Source organism: Candidatus Sodalis endolongispinus (assembly GCF_018777395.1).
Taxonomy (GTDB): domain Bacteria; phylum Pseudomonadota; class Gammaproteobacteria; order Enterobacterales; family Enterobacteriaceae; genus Sodalis_B; species Sodalis_B endolongispinus.
This window is the reverse complement of the sequence record NZ_JAFJYC010000001.1, coordinates 131,291-150,848: the sequence shown is the minus strand read 5'-3', so window position 1 is coordinate 150,848 and position 19,558 is coordinate 131,291. Positions and strand designations below refer to the sequence as shown.

Below are 19,558 nucleotides of genomic sequence, written 5' to 3'. Positions count from 1 at the left end.
TTAAATTCCCGACGCCCGGGTGGTGGAATCGGTAGACACAAGGGATTTAAAATCCCTCGGCCTTTGGCTGTACGAGTTCAAGTCTCGTCCCGGGTACCACACAGAAAAAATCATAATAATCAATAGGATGTTCTACGTTAGTCACCGCTGTCAAGGCGGTTTTTTTTCGCATTGACAGCGACAAGTGGCAGCACAGTGGCAGCAGGGCCTCAGAGAGGGTAAGTCAGTTACTACGCTTCATTCCAAATGGATATCGAAAGTTTCGACGTTGGCAGTTTTCTGCCGGGCCTTTTTCTTCGCTTTTTTTGTATTATAAATGACGAGTTTTACTCAGCGTCAGGAAATACACAGTGCGAAAAATTAAAGGAGAAATTATAATCTTATTAATCTGGAGCAGAAGTCTCAAATTCAAAAGAGTCTATTTATATTCTTAAAAAGGTTATCACCATGTTTGTACAAAAATACAAAGTCAATGTTGAAACCGCCTCACGGCACCAAAGTTGATCTGGATGGGTATAATTGCGAAGAGGCGATAAAGATCCTGCAAACCATCATCGTAACTCACGACGCAGGGCAAACGCCAAGCACTTCCCGCTCTTCACCTGATGGCAAGCCAGACGCGAAGCGTCAGTAAATTAATGTGGCCTTATCGGCAGCGGGCGGCAGCCCAAAAAGTCCCGCCCTGATTTTCCTATCCAAACTGTAGCATTCCCTGACCGTTCTGGCCTGGATGTGGCGGGGCGGGCTCTATCTGCCGAGGAACACAGATGGAGCGGGTAAAGGTTTCATGTGTGATAAAAGTGTGACCATAATTAATGTTAGTACATTGATTGTAGCGCTCTTTGGTGGTGGTGGTAATGTAGTGGCTGGTACGGGTATGGGCGGCCTGGCCGCAAAGGGGGCAATGCATCATGGCGTGAGTGATCTCCATCACGCGCCCGACTAAGGTCGGTGGTAGCGGCCAGTATAGCATTCTGGTTTTTCTCATTCCATTTCAAGCGCATCGATTTTCACCTACAGCTCCAGGGCGGTGGTAAATCCGCTGCTACTCAGCGTATGTGTCACGGTAACCAGCGTCCAGGCGGCCTGGTCAATTTCGCGTTTAAAGCCGCTGACCTTGACCGGCATTTCGGGGGTAAGTTCGGCGCGGCCGCGTGCCAGCGTGATGGCGAAGGTGGCGACACCGCGTTGCAGCCGTTCCCAATTCGCTCTGGCCGCCCGTTCAGCATTGTGCTTTGAGGCGTAGGTGTGGCGCAGAACCAGCACGTTCTCCTCGCTGCCTATCAGATAGTCGCCCTGTTTTTCTGTGTTGGCGGACGGCTTTTTCCGCTTGCGTTTGACGCGGACCGTCTCGGGTTTGGCCTGGCGGGTATTGAGCCAGTGCGCCACCACGCCGGTATAGACGTCGCGGTCGGTGAGTGTAAACTGATGACTGTCGCCCTGCTGGCGGGTGATGGTCAGCGCCGGAAGCGGTTTACCGCTCAGGGTCTGGTTCTGCCCCTGTTTAAAAAACAGCATTTTCCCTTGTTTAACCGCCATCACCGCGCCATGTTCCCTTGCCAGTCGCGTTAAGAAGCTGCCGTCTGATTCCTGGCTCTGGTCGCTGTGGGCCAGTCTGGTGTGGGCCATCGCCTGACTTATCACCGGCGTCAGCTTATACCGGGCAGCGAGTGTTTTCACCACATCGCCGAGGGTGGTGTTATGGTAGGACGCTTCGCGCTGGACGTTGAGCGAGGCGCGAAAATCATCGCTGCGGGCGCGTATCGTTAGCCGGTCGGGGGCGCCGCTGTGCTCGATTTCATCGACGGTAAAGGTGCCTTTGTTTATCAGCCCGGTTTCCTTCCAGCCGAGAGACAGAGCAACGTTAGCCCCCCGGCGGGGCAAGAGCAGACTACGGTCGCTGTCATCCAGTTCAATATCCAGCTGGTCCGCCTCAAAGCCCCTGTTATCCGTCAGGGTTAATGACATCAGGCGGTGTGCTATGTTGCCGGTGATATCGACGCCGTCGACGCTCAGCCGCCAGTCCGGGGTATGGCCGCCGGTGGCGCTATCAAGCAAGGCCGACAGGCTCATGATAGCAGCCCGCCCAGGGTGTCGGAGAGGGTGCCGCTCAGGTCGTTAAGCTGCTGCGACAGGTCACCAAACATCTCTTTCAGATTTTCATCGGTGCGTTTAAGCGTCAGGGTAAATTCAATACGTCGTGCGGCGCCGTCGGATAAGAACACGCTTTTGGGGCGGCTCAGGCTTTCAATCACAAACATCCCATGGATAGCGCCGTTACCTTCAATCAGCGACCAGGCTTTACCGGTTTCCGCCATCTTTTGCAGCGCCATGAGCGAGACGCGGCCGCCGGTGATTTCCGGCAACAGGACTCCGCTCAGGGTGACGGTTTCTTCATCCGGGCAGAGGAACTGGCTTTGCGGAGGGCGACCTATCCGGCTGTTGGACGGACGACGCCAGGCCATCTGGTGCTGAAATTCCTGATAGGGCACGGTGTGCAGCATAAAAACGAACAGACCTAATGCCATCATCATCGTTGTTTACTCGCGGTCTTCAAAACGGCTGTGAGCGCGGGCGCGGGCCTGTCGCTCGCGGGCGTCAAGCTGGCGGGCCACCTCCCGCGCGATATCCTGCGGGCTATGGTGCGGCTGCGCCACAATATGAATGGGCGCATCAATGCTGATATGGGTCACGCCGCCAGCGGGGGACGCCGTGCCATGCTGCGTACGGTAATGGCTGGCCGGCAGGCTGTAGGGATGCAGCGCGGCAGTCGCCTGCACGGTGGTATTGCCCTTCATCCAGTCCGGCAGGTAGTCGGTGAGCGAGGTCAGTTTGTTTTTCAGCGCCTGCCATTTTTCATTGATGCCATCCATCAGACTATCGATGATGCGGGTACCAAAATCCTTAAACCGGCCAGGCAGCGCCTGTAAATAATCCTGGATAGCCTGCCATTTTTCCCGCACGGTCTGGCTGACGGACTCCCATAGCGCTTTGAATTTTGGCCCAAGGGTATCCCAGTTTTGCCATATCAGCACCGCCGCGCCGGCGATGACGCCAATTATAGCCAGGATCGGGTTAGCGAACATCAGGCGCCACAGCCAGACAATGGCGGTGCCAATATGCCGGAGGGCACCCACCAGAAGCACGTGGCCTGCCGTGGCGGTAGCGCGTATCGCCTTACCGAGTAGAGAAAAGGCACCGCTGCCTTTGATACCTAACAGGCTGAAGCCATAACGTAGCAGGGCGACAGGCCCCAGCAGTGAGGCCAGCGCCAGGGTTAATGCGCCGCCGACGGACAGCAGCAGGCCAAAGCCGGCAGCAGTCACGGTGAGCACCTTCGCCGCCTGTTGATGTCGGGCAAAAAAGGCGTTTACCCGGTCCAACATTGCCGACACCTTTTCCAGTACCTTAACGTAAAGCGGCAGCACCTTTTCCCCGATATTTTTATACAGATCGTGTTTTTTGGCTTCCAGGATCAGCCCCTGGCCGCCGGCGGTGTGCTGCCCCTGGCGAAGCAAGGTATCAATATCTTGCGCCTGGGTGCCGGCCAGCAGTTGCTTTTGAATGTTCTCGCGCTGGTTATACATGGTGGCGAACAGGTCGGAGGCCGTGCGATTGGAGAACATCCCGCCAATTTTGAGTTGCACTCCCTCATCGGAGAGGTTCGGAAAGGCTTTTTTGATACGCGGCACCACCTCTTCCATTAAATATTTAAACGGCGTTTTGATGAATTTTTCCTGATTGACCAGGCTAAAATCCTTGACATGGCCGGTTTTGGAATAGGTGGTATTTTTAATAAGACCGATGCGATCCATCTCATCCTTGCTGCGCTCGGTAATGCTCTTGCCAATCCAGTTACGCCGGGCAGAGTTCATGGCGTTCCCGGTGGACTCGCCGCCCATTTCCTGGATCAAGTGCCCGAAGGCATAAAAATATTCGCTTCTGTCGATATCCTTGTCTGCTGAGCCGCCGCGCTTCATAAAATCATTGGTATCTTTCGGCGTCACCATGGTTTGCGTGACGGCAAACGCCTTTACCGATTCATTGATAAAGCTGGCGAGCCGTTTCGGATCCTGGATCTCGTTGCGCAGCTCGGCATTCTTCAGCATGGCGTAAGACAGCTGATTGAAGCTTTCGGTCTGCTCGGGGGTGAGCAAGCCCTGATTGCCCAGCATCTTGATAGCGGTTTCCGCACGAGCAAGCTGCACAGTGGCGTCCTGAGCATGGTGTTGATCGCGGGTGATGGCCCATGATTCAGTGTATAACTTCATGAGCTCCGTTTGACTGTTGCCCAGCACGGGATGGACGGCGACAAAGTCCTTTGCATTCCGTACTTGCTGCTCACTGACGCCCTGCGCCTTGAAACGTTGCACATGCTGGCTGTAGGCCGCTGCTTCGCTTAACGCCGGCTTCATGCCCAGCAGCGTGGCGCCGCCGGTGACCGCCATGGCCGCGCCGGTGCCGGCAAGCTGGTTGCGTACCCCCACGGCCTGGTGGTAACGGCTGCGGGCGTTGGTTAACCGCTTTTGTTGGGCGGCCTGCTGTTCAAGGCGTTGCTGCTGGGCGGCGAGATGGGTATTGGCCTCGGCGGTGCGGGATTTTAAGGCGCGCTGGGCGTCTGCCAGTTGACGGGTGGCGATGCCGCTTTGTTGCAGGGCGGTGCGCTGAGTCTGTAGCGATGCCTGCAACGTGCTGTACTTCGCCTGCAGTTGCGTGACGGCCGCGCGGGCCTGTTGAAATTGCCTGATCTGGCGGGCGGCGTGGGCGTCGGTGCTTTTCATGGCGAACGCCAGACGGCTGGCCTGGTCGCGCGCGGCGCGCAACGCGCTAGCGGCCTGGGCGGCCTGCTGTTTGGTTTTGGCGAACCATTGCAGCTGCCCTGACTGCCTATCCAGCTGTTTCAGCTGGTCCTTGGCGGATTTAACCGCTGACGCCAGCGTCCTGTTGCTGGCCTGCATGGTTTTAAACGGGCGGGTAAGCTTGTCTACCGCGCTTAATATTACCTGCAGGCGAAGGTCTTTATCACTCATCAACCGTTCCACTGCGGATCAGGGCCTTATGCCGCCAGGCCAGCAGATCACCGAGCGACATGGACGCGGTATCGGCTGGCGTCCAATGGAATACGGCGGCAATGTCCGCCGTCAAATCGTCAACCGTCAGTCTGTCGGGGAAGCGGACAGGGCCGAGTTCGGCACAAAAAAAGTGTCAGGATAGCCGCCAGCTGATACAGGTCGGCCGGATCGAGGTTAAGGATTTCCTCTGGCGTCAGGGTCGGGACGGTCACGCGCGGCAGCACACGAATAAGCGCATCGACATCGGTTTCCAGCAAGGGCTGAAGGCGGGCGCCACGCAGATCGCCGGTGGTGGGTTTTCTGATACTGACTTCGGTGATACAGGTCTTGCCGCGCGTGACCGGCACGTCAAGGGTGACGGGCTTCTGTTTTAGCGCCTGGATGTCGGGGGTTTCCGGGACGGTGATGTCTTTCATGGTGCTGTCTCCTCTGTATTACAGGCCAATGGCGCGACGGTGTTCGGCCTGGCGATCGTCACCGCCGACCACTTCCACCATATTGATGGTGTCGATTTCAATCAGCACCTCGCTGTATATGGTCAGTTTGTAATAAACGTTTTTGACGCTGAGCTTGGTCTGGGTGTTGTCGCCGTATTTGTAGTTGCCAAAATCAAATTCAGCGAAACGGCCGCGCATCACTATCTCAACGGCACTGATTTCGCCGGTGTCGTCACGCTGGTAGCTGGCCATAAAGCGCAGCGGGATACCGTCTGCCTTCGTCATGGCCCACTGGCGGAAAACCTGTGGATCGATACCGCCCAGGGTGATCTCCGCATCCAGCGCGCCGTCTTCAAGCCCCAGATCAACATTCACCGCGCCACCCATGCCGGCACCGCGATACGCTTCAAACTTGCGCGTCAGCTTGGGCAGGGTGATCTCTTCGGCAATCCCCTGATAGCTGTTGCCGTCATTGAATATCATCATGTTTTTTAACTTGCGTGGTAAGGCCATGGCACCCTCCGTTTAACCTTTGACACCCTGGGTGAGGTTCATCAGATGGCGATCGGTAATACGCTGGCGTAACGCCAGGTTTTCCAGCGGCGGTACCGGCGTATAGTCGTAATCAATCGTCAGCTTGCCCGCCGTGAGCGTGTCCTTGTCGTTAGCGGACGCATCCAGCCATACGCTGGCGTCAATCAGATAGCCGCCGCTTTTCAGCTCGCGGAATTTGGCGCTGATCCCCTCGATAATATCCCGCCATAGCGAGGGGTGTTGGGGTTGGTCAACGGCCCACATCTGCGCCTCGGCCAGGGTATCGGCCAGCACCTGGGCGGTACGGGTGGCGCTTTCAAACTGGAACAGTGGATCATCGGAACAGGTGCGCGATCCCCAAAAACGGTAACCGTCCTTGCGGATAAGCGTGGTGACGGCGTTCTGGTTCAGCAGGTTTGCGTCGGTGGCGGTGTCCTGCAGATCCCAGAACACATCGGCGCTGATGCCGGTAACACCATTGACGCCGACATTGGACAGGGTTTTGTGCCAGCCGGTCTGCGCATCGATTTTGGCGCGCATCCCCAACGCACGGGCGGTCGCCCAGGCGGTAGCGCTGGCGTTTTTATCCGCATCCCAGGCGAGAAAATCCGGCCAAATCAGCATGGCTTCGCGCTGATTAAAATTCTTGCGGTACTCAATCGCCTCAGTAAGGGTTTTACACCCCCAGGCGCTGATATAGGCCATGGCGCGCAGACGTTGTGCGGCAGCCAGCAACTCGGCAGCGACCGCCTGGGTATCATGTCCTGGCATACCCAGAATACGCGGCTTGACGCCGAGCTGACCCTGAGCGGCCAGGAGCGCCTTGATACCGGTTTTTTTGCCCTCGGCGGTGACGCCGCCGATGATATGGGTGGTGGTTTCCGCTTCGGTCTTGCCCTGGGGGACACGTACCACCACGGTAACCGGTTTGGCCTGGTCGGCGATGACGTCCAGCGCGCGGGCCAGCGTGCCTTTAGTGCCGGCCTTGCCGCTGGCGTCCAGCACATCGGTCAGCAATACCGGCGTATTGAGCGGAAAGGTTTTGGCGTCGGCATCATCCGCCGTGCAAACCATGCCCACAATCGCGGTGCTGACCGTGGTAATGGTGCGGGTGCCTTCGTTGATTTCCTGCACGCGCACGCCATGGTGATAGTCCTGTGGCATAAAGGCAATCTCATTTTGGAAGTAAGGTGATTAGGTTATGATAACGACACTCCGTCAGCGATACCTGTACGGGCGCTTGTGTGGTGACTGCTACAGGGTCAGTGCGTCCCCCACAGACGGGTTGCCAATCAGCAGTTCGCGCGCCTTGTGCGGTTGGCGGCCGACGCAGTAGTTAAGCGTCAGGCTTTTCTGGGGCAGTCCGGCGAACACCTCGCGCATCTCGGGAATATCATTGACCGAAATCAGCATATTCCCTTGAAGGGTTCGGGCTCGCTGCGCGATGTTCTCATACTCATCAAACGGAAACGACACGCCGTAACCCTGAGTATTCCAATAAGGTGGATCGAGATAGAAGAGCGTATGGGGGCGGTCGTACTTTTCAATGCAGTCCTGCCAGCCCAGATGCTCAATGGTGGCGTCTGAGAGCCGAAGGTGCGCCTGTGAAAGCTGCTCTTCCAGGCGCAGCAAATTGAAGCGCCTAGAACAGGTGGTGCTAGTGCCAAAGCTTCCGCCGAGCCATCCGCCAAAGGCCAGTTGTTGCAAATAATAAAACCGGGCGGCGCGCTGGATATCGGTCAAGGTGTGCGGTGGCGTCTGCTGATGCCAGTCAAACAGCTGGCGACTGCTTAATGCCCATTTAAACTGGCGCACAAACTCTTCCAGATGCACTTTCACCACCAGGTAGAGATTCATCAGCTCGCCGTTAATGTCGTTCAGCACTTCTACTTTGGCTGGCGGCTTGCTGAAGAACAGCGCGGCACCGCCGCAAAATGGTTCGACATAGCACTTGTGCACCGGGAAGTGGGGCAAAATCTGTTTTATCAGGCGGCGTTTGCCGCCAACCCAGGGAATAATCGGCGAGGACAAGTTATGCTTCCTCATCCGGTGGTGTCGGCCAGTCAATATCCGGCGCGGCCTGCACGTCAATACGTTCAAGCCTGCGAAGGTGATCCCGCCAGGCAATCAGACGTTTCCTGTCAACATCACTGATGTCGCCCAGGAATAAATCCGTGCGTAATTCCGTCACCTCATAGCGGGCGTTGGCTATCACCAGTCCTTTCTTCATTGACGCTTCAGCGACGAACTCTGCCTTGCGCTTTGGCGGCGCGGAAAATACGCCGTCGGCATAGCGGTACCCCAGGGTAACGCGTTCGGGATTATCCGTAACATCCACGCGTTCATGGGGCCAGCCGGTAAAATCCATGTCATCAGCGGCCACCACCACATTAATGACCACCCCGTTATCAATCACTGCATAGTGTCTCATTCTGAATACTCCACAATCAGGCAAACACCGCCACCACCGTTTCCGCCGTTAGCGCCGGCAGAGTTTTCAATGACGAACCCTCCGCCGCCGCCCGCGCCATAAACCCCCGCAAAGCACTCTACGGTGTGGTCATCGATGATTGGTGGGGAACCAAAAGAAAAAACAGAATCGCCGCCCGCCCCGGACTCATAGTTGACACCCAGAAAAAGCGCGGGCGCCCCTGAGCCACCGCGACTCGAAAACAGCTTTCCGCCTGACGCATCACCGCCGCCGCCATTCCCGACTAACAGCGGTGCGCTGCCTTTGCGGAAGACAGGGCCATTCAGCCCATTTGCGCCGCCGCGTGCCGTCATGAGATCGCCGAACAGCGAAGGGCCGCCGCCGGTGGGTTGTTGCTCATCGGCACTTCCTCCTTGACCGCCTATACCGATTTCAATAGCAATGGCGGCCGGGATGCTAACGCGTTGATAATACGACCGCGCCCGGCCGCCACCACCGCCGCCCGAGCCTGCCGAACCATGCCCTGAGGGCGACGATGCGCCCGCACCACCGCCGCCGCCGGCACCACAGATCGTGACGTCTATCGCCGCGACATCGTCCGGCCACTGATAGGCCTGACTTTGGGTGATTTTTTTTATGCGCAGAACCCGGCCTGAAAACTGCGCTTGCAACCCCAGATCTTTGATAAAGCGCGTCGGGTCGGGAATATCTGCACCGTTCTGGTCTTTCGCCAGCATCTGTGCAGCGAGCGCTTTCACCTCGATAACGCCATCATCCACATATTTCCGCGTCGCCAGCACGATGGACGGGTCAATCTTCAGCACCAGTTCCTCGGTGCTGTTGACGATCAGGATCATGCGGATGGTCTGGGTGCGCCCGCTGCCTTCCTGCATCTGTGGTTTGTAGCTTTCCGGGCAGTTGGCTAGCGCTATCAGGGTGCCGTCTTTATCAAACAGCCCAATTTCCCTTATCCACCATCCACCCTCATTTTCCGGGATGACCTGCTCAGCGATGATCTGGTTGCCGTTAAGCGGGTCAATGCTCAATTGGTTGAGGGCAGCGCGGCGGCGTTCGCCCTTTAGCGCGGTCTGTGTCGGCTCAGGAAACGTCAGGCTGCCGCCACCATCCCCGACCGCCATGGTGCTCAGGTCAAGCTTGGTGCCCAATGCGGCGGCGTTCGCCAGCCGGGACGCGCCCTGGTGGGTCAGGATGCCAAAAAATTTGATGCTCATGATGTGATGCTCACGGTCAGGGTATCAGCGGTTTGCGTGCCGGCCGCGCCTGGGAGCGAGGCGGTGACACTCAGGGTTTCAGGGGTATAGGCGTAAACTGTTAGGATATCGCCGTCATAGCTACCGACGGCGACCGGCAGCGGGCCGTTAACGTCGAGATTGATGGACAGCCCGACAAGATGACGGCTGACCGGCTTGGCATCAGCAATCAGGCGCTCCAACTCCTGGTACATTTCTTCGGTAATGCCACCTTCCAGCACGCCGATAATCAGGCGAAATGTACCGGGCGTTTCGTTCAGTTGCCATCATTCGCGTACCTCTATCAGGTAGCCCAGCGGCTCTACCCCGCGTCGCAAGGCGCTGATAGTCCCCTTGTGGCGATGAATAAAATGGCTGCTGGCAATCACCTGACGCTTGGCCGCCTCCGGCCAGCGTTCGTCCCAGCGGTCAACGGAAAAGGCCCACGCCAGATACGGCAGCAAATTCACCGGGCAGGTCTGCGGGTTGAGCAACTAACGCAGCGGGACAGGCAGATGTGCCAGCTGTGCGCACGCCGCAGCGGCGGCCACTTCGAGCGGCGTCGAGCCTGTTGGCAGTAAACGACCGTCATGCATCGCTACCCCCAAGGGTCAGTGTATGGCGTTGGCAGTATGACGCCTGAGTAGCGTCCAGCACGATATCCGCCTCGGGGCGTTTTAATACCACGCGCCGCACGCCTTCTACATGCAGGGCAGCATAGAGGGCGGACAACCGTATATCCCGCACCAACCGGTGCTGGTCGCGGGCGTAGGCGTCAAGCCGTTGCTCTGCCGCCTGGCGGATGGGGCCGGCTTCCGGTCCCGGTAACAGGTGGAGGACCGCCTCCACCTCATAGGGTACGATGCGCGCGGATTGCACGGTCACCCTGTCGGCAACCGGGCGCACGGTGTCGGCATTCAGGGCCGCGGCGACTTTCGTTATCAGCTCGGGGCTGGCGGTGCCGTCGCCCTCACGGGAAAGCACCGAGATGGTCACGCAGGCGGGCTGCGGACTGATAACAGAGATATCCGCGACACGGCCATCGGCACTGCGACCGTGGAACTGGTAAGCGCCGCTCGGGCCGGGGACGCTCAGTCCTTCAAACGCCTGCTGGATACGCAGGCGAAAATCCCGATCGCTCTCTTTTACCGCCGGTGTTGGCGGAAGTCGGGTGTCATCCGCCGGCGTGATAATCAGGCGCTGAACAATGTAGTTGGCGCCCAGTTGATCGAGGTCGGTGCCGGTGGCGTAGCCCAGCATGTTCGCCTGGGCGGCCTCATTGATGCGTTGACGCAGCAACAGCTCGCGGTAGGTGTTTTCCTGCAACAGCTTGACCAGCGGCTCGGATTCATAGCGCAACGCACGCCGCAGCGCCTCGCGCTGCTCTAATGGATAAAGGGCGAGCAGGCTGTCCTTGCGTTGGGCAAACAGCGTCTCAAAGTCGAGGGACTCAATGACGCTGGGCGCGGGGAGCTGGCTTAAATCGATGGTGGCCACGGTTATCATCTTAAGGGTAGCTTCAGGGTGAGCGGTGCGGCGGTATCGGTACGCTGTCCCACCAGGTCAACCGTCATTGTTCCGCCGGCCTCGCTGGATAGACGGAGCTGGGCGAGCGTCAGGCGATCTTCCCAGCGCAGCAGCGCGCCGTAGATAGCGGCCATGATTTGCAGCCTTAATGCCGGCGTCTGCGGCTGGTCAATCAGCGCAAAGAGCGTCGAGCCGTAGTCCCGGCGCATAACGCGGCTACCGGTGGGCGTTTGCAGGATATCGGACACCGACTGGCGAAGATGGGCCATATCGGACAGGGCTTCTCCGGTGTAACGGTGCATCCCGATCAACATCATGCGCTCGGCCCCCCAGACAGGTCACCCCCGCCTTTAACGCCGCCGTGCCGGTGGTTGTCCAGCGTCACGCCGTTGGAGGTCATGCTACCGCCGCTGTGGGTGAAGATGCCTTGTATCGTGCCGCCCTCAGTGATACTGAGCGTACGTGCGCGCAGATGCTGGGTGCAGATGACCTCCGGCGTATCGAGCGTGATACGCTCACTGGCGGTCACCAAGACAACAGGGGTCGTCACCGCGACCGATTCGCTGGCCTGAATGTGGGCGGTTTTGATGCCGCGCGCCGTCAGTGCGCAGGTGTCAGGATCGTATTCCATTACCGCGCCATCCGGGAACGTCAGGTGTACCGCATCTGGTGCGGTGGCAGGTGTTGGGTGGATATCGGAAAAGACCGCCGGCAGCACAAAACCGCCGGACAGATCACCCCACGGACTGAGGACGGTCACCTGCTCGCCGCGCGAGGGCGCAGACCAGACACGGACCCGACCAGCGCGAGGCGTCAGCCAGGGAAGCCAGTCGGTTTCCATCTGGCCGATGGCGACCCGGCAGCGGCCGGTGGCGGTTTCCACGTGGGAGACGACACCCGCGCGTATCAGGTTGGCCAGCAGGCGTTTAATGTCAGCGAGAGCAGTTTTCATGCGCTCAGTGTGCAGCAGAAGGACGCGCGCGGCACGGGGTAGGGATTGTGTCAGGGGCGTTACAAGGCGGCTAGCGGGCGAGGTGGGCCAGCGCCAGGTCGGCTATCCAGTGACGGGCGTCGTCGGTAAAGCCCAGCAACTGACGACGGGCATAGCGTACCGTCGGGCCGTGTCGGCTGATGCGATCGCGCAAACCGTAGTGATGCACCCTGGTCAGGCGCTCGACGGCAGGCGTGAAGCTGACCGACGCGCTATCCGGGGTTGAGGCGGTTTTCATAAAACGTGCGGTATGCAGCCGGGCAAACATCGTGCGGCGCAGGCGGCCGCGCTTGTCGCGCACCCGGCGTTTACGGGGAATATAGGGCGAGCCATCCGGGTTTTTCTGTGCCTGGATCTGCTTTTTCTGCCGCTGACGCAGGTTTTTTGCTATCTCCCGCATCAGTGTACGACGCGCCGGCGGCGCGAGCTGTTGCAGCAGGACCGCCAGGGCATCCTCCAGCGGCTGAACGTCGTTTAGTTGCGCCACGCTGCCACCTTGCGCCCGGCCATCCAGATTTCAACCTCACTGAGGTCTGAGGGCGGCGGCGCGGGTTCATCCACGTGACTAACGGTTAATGTTCCGCCGTCTTCGAGCACAATCACCCGCTCGGTCAGCCGCAGATTGAGACTGATATCCCGCATCGGGTTATCGAGAAAATCCACCTCAAAGGTGAAACCCTTATCGCGTTTATCGGGGTTCGCCATGATATCCGGCTGATGGGTGCGCAACCAGTGCAAGATAGCCACAACCAGCGGGTCGGCGCTGCTGGCATAATCGGTAATAACCAGGTTCAGGGTGTACTGGTATTCAAACGAGAGGGACGGCGCCAGCGTGCTGACAATCGCCACTTCGTCAATAAAAATATGCAGGCAGTCTGGGTTTTGCGCAACATAGGGTACAGCGGCGGTTAATGCCGCGCGAAACGAATCAGGTTTTAGCACAGGCTTTTCTCGTTAAGGGGGGCGGATTTTGCGTCTCTGCCAGTAAAATGTGAAGTCCTGCGTGGGCTTTTGTGGCAGCCGCCACGCCGTGCCAGACCGTGGCGTCATTCAGATAACAGCAGAGGGTAGTGAGTTGCTGTTTTTCATGCTTCGTCATGGTTTTGGGCCTCAATTTGTCTCAGTGCGGCTCTGTCTTGATTACACATCTCCAGCGCCAACAGCAGTTGCTCGTTGAGTATCACACTGTCGCCCCAGGTCATATGCGCCTGGATAACCGGCGGTGTGCAATCATCGAGCAACGTGGCCGGTATCGGCGTGGGCGGGATGAACAGGTATCTTGTCTGCGTGCGCCCGCAGCCGGTTAACAGCGTCAGCAGGCACAGGCAGACGAGCACAGTGCTCAGGCGTAATGGCCTCGCGTATCGGGATGATACGGGACTGAAAGTCCTGCACGGCGTGCTGATGCGCATCCTGTGTCGCTCCGGCTATCTGGTTGAACAGCGCGACCGCCTGCTCATAGTGGGTAAATTGTGCACGCGCGGCGTCACGCTCGGCGACCATCGATTGATTCGCCTGCTTTAGGCGGGTGATTTCGACGTACTGTAGTCTAGCCACGATAGCGAGAGCAACTATTGTGGCGAATATTGCGGTAGCAAGAAGCCTTTTCGCAAACATAAAGCCTCTTGCTCCTCTAGCAATAAATAGTTAAATAACTTTACTTTACTCTTACATCTTTAACCATGGAGAAGCCCATGAAGGAGTGGTAACTTGAGGCTCCTGTCCAACATTCCACCATTTTGCTTCCCAGTCGGAATTATCCCAGGTTACTCTATCGCCATGTTGATATGTAGTGCTCTTATCCCATACCGGATAGATTGAATTATTGACTTCAAAGGAGCTACATTTTACATCTGAGTCATCATTAAAGATGCTTGTAATTTTCAATGTCACAAAGTATTTTCCAGACATCAAATTTTGTGGAAGTTTAATATATGCCAATCTTTGATGTGGAATAATTTTTGATTCCTGTGCAACAATAGCGCCGTTAACTTTTTCCTCTCTCACTTCAATAGTGTAAGACAATTGTGGCGATAAACCATCATCAACAGTACAACTAACTTTCAATATGTCACATAAAAGTTCCGCAGAAAATGCATCTATTCCAGGTGCTTTTGTCGGCTTCGGTGCATCATCGAATTGATTGATTTTAAATTCTTTTTCTTCTTTGTCATTTTCAAAATCACCGCCAGCAATAAGATTAATATTGGTGTTGCTGTTTACAGACTCAGCATTCCACGTTCTCGGCGAACCACCCGCTGATGCTTTATAATACAAAGGCTTTTCCCAGGAACCATCTGGATGCATTTTAAAATGCTGGCCATAAATACCGTGATATCCAAGAGCATTACCCCCAAAACGTTCAAGAAAACCACAAATAGTTCCGTCTGTGATAAGAATGTCTTTTTCTGGGATTATTACGGATGAATAATGTGTCCATTTTTTAGTTTCATAGGAATACATAAACATCCCTGCATGAGTAACATCTTCCCCTTGTATATACCAACGTCTGATTGCTGTTGCATACCACTGATTGGTTTTCCAGGGCATCGGATGTGACGTATGCAAGCCTGTACCTTCTCCACCAAAGCGATTTGAATATAATCCAGGGCATGCATACTCTAATTTTACTTCTGTTGGCTCTCCTGGCTGGGTTTCTTTTTCATCCCAAACAGAAAAAATATTATTATAAACAAAGGGGACTCCCTCTATCACAGAATCCTTTTTATGCTGAAGCCCTGCGTATCCGCCTCGTTTTCCGAAATAAAAATTACATGTAGACCAGTATATGTTTTCAGCATCGCCCTCAGAAGTGATATATTGTTCCGTGTAAATTAGCTCTGTATATGTTGAGTGAAATACGGAATTAACATAATGCCCAGATGAAGGGGTTAAATTATAAGGAAATTCTGACATGAAGTTTGTGTTTTTTCATTTTTATCACCTTTAGTAATATTACAGACTATTTTGGCAAAGCTCTCGCTCCACCACCCACTGACTGATTCTCCCTTTAGAGACGTTGGCACCAATAGACTTCCTGGGCCGTATCTCGTCACAGGTACGAGTCAATTCATTTACTCTCTTGACTCAAACAGCGCTTTCTCTTCCTGCCTGCGCTCAATCAAACCCGACAACGACTCTTTTTTGCCCTTGACGGTCGCACGGCACCATTTGGGAAACTCTGCCGCTGCGCCGGGGTAATCGCCCTCATTGAGCTTTTTAAGCAGCGTCGAGGTGGCGAATGCCTCAATGCCGATGTTGAACGCCAGTGAGCACAATGCATCGAACTGATTCTGCGACACTGGCACGGTTATCAAGGCATTTAGCCGTTCAACCACCGCGTCAATATCGTCACGCAAAAAAGCGTCTGCCTGTTCGAGGGTGATAACCTCCTCTGCCTTGACGCCGTTCGTATGCCCGTAGCCGATAGTCCATTTGTCTGCGCTGCATTGATAGGCGGTAAGTTTAAGCCCCTCGAACGCCTTTATCCGCGCGACGCCATTCTGACTGATATTCATCATGACTCCTGATTCTTACGCCGGGTAAACGCCTTTATGCGCTCGCGGATATAGTCGGTGCCAACGTAGCCGATATAAATGGCCAGGGCCTGCGGGGCCTCGGCGGGGAGCGACCAGCCGAGAACATGCTCTACCAGCATCAACAGCGGTTTTGCAAAAAACGCCAGCGCACTGCATGACATCGCATCCAGTAACCGGCGACTCCAGGGATATTTCGCCCAGGCGTTGCGTAAAAACGAAAACAGGGCGGCGAGGATGGCATAGCCCAGGTCAGTCTGATACCCCTGCAGCCAGGCCAGCACGGCTATCCAGAATCCCGGTGTTTTCTCAGGCATTTTCATCATCTGCGTTCATAAGAAAAAAAGGGCCAGGGCAGGTGGCCGTGGTGTCTGTTTCCATCGGTGTTAATCCCACAATTGCACCGTCTGTAGCGGTGCCTCGCCTACCTGGTCTGGCAACGCTACCGGGTAACCGTGAGGTAAAAAGGGGCCGACCTCCGCCAGCCCCGGATTATGCTGCAAGACCCACTCGGTGACGCCCTGAGTGCGGCCGTAGTAACGCTGGCATAGCGCGTCCACGGTGTCGTGCTGCCCGGCGTGTATTTTCATCAGATAAGCGCAATGGTCATGCGCGGCCGGCCCTGGATATCGTTAATGGCCCAGCTGGCGTCGCGGCGTAAATCATCAACGGTGCTGTCCAGCGTCTCGGCGCGACGTTGGCCGGTGCCGGTGGCCTCAATGCTGCGAAAGCGCTCAGTGAGGCTGGCCCGCATCAGGCAGAACACCGCACGGCGATAGCGCTGGACGTGAATGCTTTCGCCGTCGAGCAGGTCAGCGGGTACCGCGTCCAGCGCCAAATAGCCGGCGCTTTCCTGTGCCTGACGCCAGACGGCCAGCCGGGCATTGACCTCATGCATGGCGTTCAGCGCCGCCTCCCGCACACGGGCCGGGGTCAGGGTACCGTCCTGTCGCATCGACGCGCGGTACTGCTCCAGGTCGATGGTCGGCCAGAACGCCGTATTGGCGACAGGCGGCTCCTGGGCCTTATTGACCGGGGCAATGGCAATCTCCCTACGACTCCTTAAAAAAAGGGGCGGTGGACGGTGCGCGTTGGCAGAGCCACTGGCTCATCTCGGCACCCCGTGCCGCCCTCGCCGGGGGCGATTCGGTTAATGGCTGGAAGCGAGCTGCTTTTCCAGCTGCTTAATCTCGGTTTTCACGCCACAGGTCTCATCCTGGGCCAGCGCCTGCCTGAAACAATCCAGGGCCTGCTCGTCTTCCCCGTCCTGGCGTAGCGCGAGGCCCACTACTTTTAGCAAACGGGCCTTCACCTTGTCCGGCATATCCTGCCCGGCCAGCAATGAGCGGGCGCGCAAGAGCTGCTCAGTATCGAGCGGCTGGCCGTCATTCATGGGCGCTGGCGGTGACCTCTTCCGCGATAAGGCAGGGTGTGGCGCGCTCGAAGCCGTTCGGGGCCAGCAGGCCGTGGCGCAGGGCATAGTCGCCGATATCTAATGCCGCGGTGATGTCGCCCACGTCCAGCAGCCAGACCAGCATCCGCATCAGTACCGCGTCCTGCGCCCCGGTGCCGCTTGCCAGCACGCCGGCGACCCACGGCTGATAGGTGGGCAACATCTCGCGCTTGAGCTGCGCCTTGCGGCGGCGGGATTCGACGTGATGCAGCCGGTCCAAATCCTGCTTCAGCTTGAACAGCAGCAGCTCGTAATGGCCCAGATGGCTCATTTGCGCGCTTTCATCCTGTGAGGCCGCCAACTGGGCGGCCACAAAGGCGCGGTGATGGCGGGCAGGGTTGTTCATCGCCCCTTACCCCGCTTCCGGCTCGAGGATCTGGATATTTTCAATCAGCGCAGTGCACTGATAATCCTCGACCACATACGCCTCGTTGATCGACTCAAAGTTTTCGATGCGATCCCGCTTCGGGTTATCCATCAGGTGGCGGCGGCGGGTGCCGTCCTGCCAGTAGATGGACAGGTTATCCAGGCGGGTGATCAAAATGGTGTTATCAGGGAAGAACGGCACCCGTATTGCTTGCAGGCCGCCAAGTCGCTTCTGGCTGATAATCAGGTCAGCCGCCAGCATTTCGCTGTTGGGCTGCACCTGGTTAACCAGCGGGAAATATTTATCCGCCAGCAGCGAGCGACCGCAAATGGCGACCAGCTCGGTATCGTCCTGGAACCAGGTGGCGATATGCTCATCTGTGGCGTTCATTACCAGCGCATCCAGGTTTTTATAATCCCCCTTGACACCGACACGGATCTTCTCGGACACCACGCTACCGGTGGAGGAGACAATTTTATTCATCACCTGGGTCGCGGCGCCTTTGCGAATTTTTTCCAGAAAACCAATATTCACGTCCTGCAACAGCGTGTTGACCTTGAAATCGGAGGTTTTGGCGCGCGAGGTGCCGTTCCAGCCGATCATGATGCGATCCAGCGCCTGGCGTTTCACAATCTGGTTGCGGATACGGGTATGGAAATCCGGGAACTTGGCCCACGCATCCAGCTTGGCGTATTTCAGTGCGGTATCAAAGTTGGTCTGGGTGCAGACATAGCCCACCTCATCCAGACTGCTGTGGTCGAGGGGTTCACGCTCTTTGGTATCGGTGTCGGTGGTGCTGGCAATCGGGCGATCGACTCCCAGACCAATCTTCTGTCCGCTCTGCTCATCGACCGACACGATATTGATTTTTTCAGGAAATCACTGCTGTCCTGGATTTTGGACTCCAGCGTCTGGCTGACCGACGGGTCAACGGTAAAACGGGTGACCACATCTTCGGCGTCAAGATGATTCAGGTGCGCGACCTGCTGTAAAAACGCCTTGTATTGGCTGCGTGTATTCGGATTCATTCGGGTTTTCCTTTCATCTGCCGTTGCGTCTGTCAGCAGTCGGTTAACGTCACGCCTTTGCCGCCGGTGGCCGGTTCGCGTCGCGTTGGGGAGCGGTCAGTGTTGCCAAGACGGGCGGTCAAGGCGTCCAGTGTGTTTTCTGTTGCCCCCTGACGGGCTTGCAGTGCCGCCATGGCCTCCTGCAGCGCCGAGAATTCTCCCAGCCGGGCGTCCAGCCCCTGCTGATGCTCCGCCATAAGGGTCACGGCCTGATGCACGTCGTCGAAACGCTGATCATCGGAGGGGGGCTTCTTGCCAAACAGGGCGGCGATGTGGGTAAACAGACGTGGCTTGTCGACCGCCGGCGCCTCGAAGGCCAGGTGGGTTTCCTCGCAGGCGCCGAAGAAGAGGCCTCTGTCCGCCAGGTGTTGCGCACTGAACATCATCATTTCACTGCCGAGCGAAGCCGGGTTGTCAGTAAAGGCGATGCCGGTCAGGTAAGCCTTGCCGGTGTCAGCAAACTTTTTGTAGTACTCAATACTGGTGTAAATCTTCTGCCGCCGCTGGTTCAGCGCCACCATGTCGTCGGTGGCGTCAATCTGGGCCAGCAGCGCCAGCTTGCCCTTGAGCGGCCCGTCGGCAATTTCCTCGGCTTTCAGGGCCAGTACATCCCCTTGCGATTTAAACAGGCTGTCTGGAAGCAGACTGGTGACATGCTCCAGATTGTCGCGGGCCGGTCGGAAAGCCGGATCGAACGCGTCCGCCATTTCCTGAATATGCTGGCGCTCAATGGTGCGTCCGTCGCTGGTCGCCCCTTCAACAGCGACGCGGAAAAACTGTGATTTCATGGATGACGTCCCAAGGATCTCGATAAGGTGGGCCGCTCGCGGCCGGGTGTTTTCCCCATGTTGGCGTGGCGGGCGCACAGGAACAATGTGCCGCTCTTGTGTGGT

The 19,558-nt window shown here is 57.0% G+C and carries 26 protein-coding genes, 1 tRNA gene and 2 pseudogenes; 1 reads left to right on the top strand and 28 read right to left on the bottom strand.

Annotated features, from left to right (window positions below; genetic code table 11):
* Positions 1–13 precede the first annotated feature (13 nt).
* Positions 14–99: transfer RNA gene (locus JZM24_RS00805), tRNA-Leu, on the top strand.
* 592 nt (positions 100–691) lie between these two features.
* Here JZM24_RS00805 and JZM24_RS00800 read toward each other — a convergent pair.
* From JZM24_RS00800 to JZM24_RS00670, 28 genes and pseudogenes are all read right to left on the bottom strand, one after another.
* On the bottom strand, positions 692–913 hold the full coding sequence (locus JZM24_RS00800; protein ID WP_215669950.1) for an ogr/Delta-like zinc finger family protein: 222 nt from the start codon (positions 911–913) through the stop codon (positions 692–694).
* A 101-nt stretch (positions 914–1,014) separates the two neighbouring features.
* A complete protein-coding gene (locus JZM24_RS00795) occupies positions 1,015–2,073 on the bottom strand; it encodes a phage late control D family tail protein (RefSeq protein WP_215668251.1) in 1,059 nt (352 codons plus the stop codon).
* Positions 2,070–2,534 carry a phage tail protein gene (locus JZM24_RS00790; protein ID WP_215668250.1) on the bottom strand — a complete coding sequence of 155 codons (465 nt, stop codon included), beginning with the start codon at positions 2,532–2,534 and terminating at the stop codon, positions 2,070–2,072. Before JZM24_RS00790 ends, JZM24_RS00795 begins: the two co-directional genes overlap by 4 nt.
* Before the next feature lie 6 nt (positions 2,535–2,540).
* Complete coding sequence (locus JZM24_RS00785; RefSeq protein ID WP_215668249.1) at positions 2,541–5,030, bottom strand: phage tail tape measure protein; 2,490 nt, start codon at positions 5,028–5,030, stop codon at positions 2,541–2,543.
* Positions 5,023–5,145: a GpE family phage tail protein gene (locus JZM24_RS00780; protein WP_312884856.1), complete on the bottom strand. Its 123-nt coding sequence runs from the start codon at positions 5,143–5,145 to the stop codon at positions 5,023–5,025. The genes JZM24_RS00785 and JZM24_RS00780 overlap by 8 nt, the downstream gene beginning before the upstream one ends.
* Positions 5,146–5,149: 4 nt before the next feature.
* A complete protein-coding gene (locus tag JZM24_RS00775; RefSeq protein ID WP_215668248.1) occupies positions 5,150–5,488 on the bottom strand; it encodes a phage tail assembly protein in 339 nt (112 codons plus the stop codon).
* Positions 5,489–5,506: 18 nt separating this feature from the next.
* Positions 5,507–6,022: a phage major tail tube protein gene (locus tag JZM24_RS00770; RefSeq protein WP_215668247.1), complete on the bottom strand. Its 516-nt coding sequence runs from the start codon at positions 6,020–6,022 to the stop codon at positions 5,507–5,509.
* 12 nt (positions 6,023–6,034) lie between these two features.
* Complete coding sequence (locus JZM24_RS00765) at positions 6,035–7,207, bottom strand: phage tail sheath protein (RefSeq protein WP_215668246.1); 1,173 nt, start codon at positions 7,205–7,207, stop codon at positions 6,035–6,037.
* A 90-nt stretch (positions 7,208–7,297) separates the two neighbouring features.
* Positions 7,298–8,074 carry a DNA adenine methylase gene (locus tag JZM24_RS00760; protein WP_376775501.1) on the bottom strand — a complete coding sequence of 259 codons (777 nt, stop codon included), beginning with the start codon at positions 8,072–8,074 and terminating at the stop codon, positions 7,298–7,300.
* A gap of 1 nt (position 8,075) precedes the next feature.
* Positions 8,076–8,474, bottom strand: coding sequence for a tail fiber assembly protein (locus tag JZM24_RS00755; protein ID WP_215668244.1), 399 nt, complete (start codon positions 8,472–8,474; stop codon positions 8,076–8,078).
* On the bottom strand, positions 8,471–9,706 hold the full coding sequence (locus JZM24_RS00750) for a phage tail protein (protein ID WP_215668243.1): 1,236 nt from the start codon (positions 9,704–9,706) through the stop codon (positions 8,471–8,473). The genes JZM24_RS00755 and JZM24_RS00750 overlap by 4 nt, the downstream gene beginning before the upstream one ends.
* Positions 9,703–10,320 (bottom strand): annotated as a pseudogene (locus tag JZM24_RS00745) (phage tail protein I). The gene JZM24_RS00750 and the pseudogene JZM24_RS00745 overlap by 4 nt, the downstream one beginning before the upstream one ends.
* Positions 10,313–11,221, bottom strand: a complete 909-nt coding sequence (locus JZM24_RS00740; protein ID WP_215669948.1) for a baseplate assembly protein — start codon at positions 11,219–11,221, stop codon at positions 10,313–10,315. The pseudogene JZM24_RS00745 and the gene JZM24_RS00740 overlap by 8 nt, the downstream one beginning before the upstream one ends.
* A gap of 5 nt (positions 11,222–11,226) precedes the next feature.
* Positions 11,227–11,568 (bottom strand): GPW/gp25 family protein, encoded by a 342-nt coding sequence (locus tag JZM24_RS00735; protein ID WP_215668242.1) that lies wholly within the window; start codon positions 11,566–11,568, stop codon positions 11,227–11,229.
* Positions 11,565–12,203, bottom strand: coding sequence for a phage baseplate assembly protein V (locus JZM24_RS00730; protein ID WP_215668241.1), 639 nt, complete (start codon positions 12,201–12,203; stop codon positions 11,565–11,567). Before JZM24_RS00730 ends, JZM24_RS00735 begins: the two co-directional genes overlap by 4 nt.
* A gap of 70 nt (positions 12,204–12,273) precedes the next feature.
* Complete coding sequence (locus JZM24_RS00725) at positions 12,274–12,729, bottom strand: phage virion morphogenesis protein (protein WP_312884854.1); 456 nt, start codon at positions 12,727–12,729, stop codon at positions 12,274–12,276.
* Positions 12,717–13,184 carry a phage tail protein gene (locus JZM24_RS00720; RefSeq protein ID WP_215668240.1) on the bottom strand — a complete coding sequence of 156 codons (468 nt, stop codon included), beginning with the start codon at positions 13,182–13,184 and terminating at the stop codon, positions 12,717–12,719. The genes JZM24_RS00725 and JZM24_RS00720 overlap by 13 nt, the downstream gene beginning before the upstream one ends.
* Before the next feature lie 143 nt (positions 13,185–13,327).
* Entirely contained in the window at positions 13,328–13,579 is a 252-nt protein-coding gene (gene lysC / locus JZM24_RS00715; RefSeq protein WP_215668239.1) for an Rz1-like lysis system protein LysC, read from the bottom strand.
* Positions 13,473–13,859, bottom strand: coding sequence for a DUF2570 family protein (locus tag JZM24_RS18180; protein WP_246579835.1), 387 nt, complete (start codon positions 13,857–13,859; stop codon positions 13,473–13,475). Before JZM24_RS18180 ends, lysC begins: the two co-directional genes overlap by 107 nt.
* A 51-nt stretch (positions 13,860–13,910) precedes the next feature.
* The gene (locus JZM24_RS00705; protein ID WP_215668237.1) at positions 13,911–15,158 is read right to left on the bottom strand and encodes a DUF3472 domain-containing protein; all 1,248 of its coding nucleotides are present in this window, start codon (positions 15,156–15,158) and stop codon (positions 13,911–13,913) included.
* A 158-nt stretch (positions 15,159–15,316) separates the two neighbouring features.
* On the bottom strand, positions 15,317–15,760 hold the full coding sequence (locus JZM24_RS00700) for a lysozyme (RefSeq protein WP_215669946.1): 444 nt from the start codon (positions 15,758–15,760) through the stop codon (positions 15,317–15,319).
* Positions 15,760–16,104 carry a phage holin, lambda family gene (locus tag JZM24_RS00695; protein WP_246579834.1) on the bottom strand — a complete coding sequence of 115 codons (345 nt, stop codon included), beginning with the start codon at positions 16,102–16,104 and terminating at the stop codon, positions 15,760–15,762. The genes JZM24_RS00700 and JZM24_RS00695 overlap by 1 nt, the downstream gene beginning before the upstream one ends.
* Positions 16,105–16,164: 60 nt before the next feature.
* Complete coding sequence (locus tag JZM24_RS00690; RefSeq protein ID WP_215668236.1) at positions 16,165–16,368, bottom strand: tail protein X; 204 nt, start codon at positions 16,366–16,368, stop codon at positions 16,165–16,167.
* On the bottom strand, positions 16,368–16,820 hold the full coding sequence (locus JZM24_RS00685; RefSeq protein WP_312884988.1) for a head completion/stabilization protein: 453 nt from the start codon (positions 16,818–16,820) through the stop codon (positions 16,368–16,370). The genes JZM24_RS00690 and JZM24_RS00685 overlap by 1 nt, the downstream gene beginning before the upstream one ends.
* Positions 16,821–16,928: 108 nt before the next feature.
* Complete coding sequence (locus tag JZM24_RS18175) at positions 16,929–17,171, bottom strand: phage terminase small subunit (protein WP_246579832.1); 243 nt, start codon at positions 17,169–17,171, stop codon at positions 16,929–16,931.
* On the bottom strand, positions 17,164–17,577 hold the full coding sequence (gpM, locus tag JZM24_RS18170; protein ID WP_246579831.1) for a phage terminase small subunit: 414 nt from the start codon (positions 17,575–17,577) through the stop codon (positions 17,164–17,166). Before gpM ends, JZM24_RS18175 begins: the two co-directional genes overlap by 8 nt.
* 6 nt (positions 17,578–17,583) lie before the next feature.
* Positions 17,584–18,626: pseudogene (locus JZM24_RS00675) on the bottom strand (phage major capsid protein, P2 family).
* Between the two features lie 32 nt (positions 18,627–18,658).
* Positions 18,659–19,453 (bottom strand): GPO family capsid scaffolding protein, encoded by a 795-nt coding sequence (locus JZM24_RS00670; RefSeq protein WP_215668235.1) that lies wholly within the window; start codon positions 19,451–19,453, stop codon positions 18,659–18,661.
* Between the last annotated feature and the right edge of the window lie 105 nt (positions 19,454–19,558).

Coding starts and splice junctions, on each gene's coding strand:
- JZM24_RS00800 (WP_215669950.1), bottom strand. CDS start 913: ATGATGCATTGCCCCCTTTGCGGCCAGGCCGCCCATACCCGTACCAGC.
- JZM24_RS00795 (WP_215668251.1), bottom strand. CDS start 2,073: ATGAGCCTGTCGGCCTTGCTTGATAGCGCCACCGGCGGCCATACCCCG.
- JZM24_RS00790 (WP_215668250.1), bottom strand. CDS start 2,534: ATGATGATGGCATTAGGTCTGTTCGTTTTTATGCTGCACACCGTGCCC.
- JZM24_RS00785 (WP_215668249.1), bottom strand. CDS start 5,030: ATGAGTGATAAAGACCTTCGCCTGCAGGTAATATTAAGCGCGGTAGAC.
- JZM24_RS00775 (WP_215668248.1), bottom strand. CDS start 5,488: ATGAAAGACATCACCGTCCCGGAAACCCCCGACATCCAGGCGCTAAAA.
- JZM24_RS00770 (WP_215668247.1), bottom strand. CDS start 6,022: ATGGCCTTACCACGCAAGTTAAAAAACATGATGATATTCAATGACGGC.
- JZM24_RS00765 (WP_215668246.1), bottom strand. CDS start 7,207: ATGCCACAGGACTATCACCATGGCGTGCGCGTGCAGGAAATCAACGAA.
- JZM24_RS00755 (WP_215668244.1), bottom strand. CDS start 8,474: ATGAGACACTATGCAGTGATTGATAACGGGGTGGTCATTAATGTGGTG.
- JZM24_RS00750 (WP_215668243.1), bottom strand. CDS start 9,706: ATGAGCATCAAATTTTTTGGCATCCTGACCCACCAGGGCGCGTCCCGG.
- JZM24_RS00735 (WP_215668242.1), bottom strand. CDS start 11,568: ATGATGTTGATCGGGATGCACCGTTACACCGGAGAAGCCCTGTCCGAT.
- JZM24_RS00730 (WP_215668241.1), bottom strand. CDS start 12,203: ATGAAAACTGCTCTCGCTGACATTAAACGCCTGCTGGCCAACCTGATA.
- JZM24_RS18180 (WP_246579835.1), bottom strand. CDS start 13,859: ATGTTTGCGAAAAGGCTTCTTGCTACCGCAATATTCGCCACAATAGTT.
- JZM24_RS00705 (WP_215668237.1), bottom strand. CDS start 15,158: ATGTCAGAATTTCCTTATAATTTAACCCCTTCATCTGGGCATTATGTT.
- JZM24_RS00700 (WP_215669946.1), bottom strand. CDS start 15,760: ATGAATATCAGTCAGAATGGCGTCGCGCGGATAAAGGCGTTCGAGGGG.
- JZM24_RS00695 (WP_246579834.1), bottom strand. CDS start 16,104: ATGATGAAAATGCCTGAGAAAACACCGGGATTCTGGATAGCCGTGCTG.
- JZM24_RS00690 (WP_215668236.1), bottom strand. CDS start 16,368: ATGAAAATACACGCCGGGCAGCACGACACCGTGGACGCGCTATGCCAG.
- JZM24_RS18175 (WP_246579832.1), bottom strand. CDS start 17,171: ATGAATGACGGCCAGCCGCTCGATACTGAGCAGCTCTTGCGCGCCCGC.
- gpM (WP_246579831.1), bottom strand. CDS start 17,577: ATGAACAACCCTGCCCGCCATCACCGCGCCTTTGTGGCCGCCCAGTTG.
- JZM24_RS00670 (WP_215668235.1), bottom strand. CDS start 19,453: ATGAAATCACAGTTTTTCCGCGTCGCTGTTGAAGGGGCGACCAGCGAC.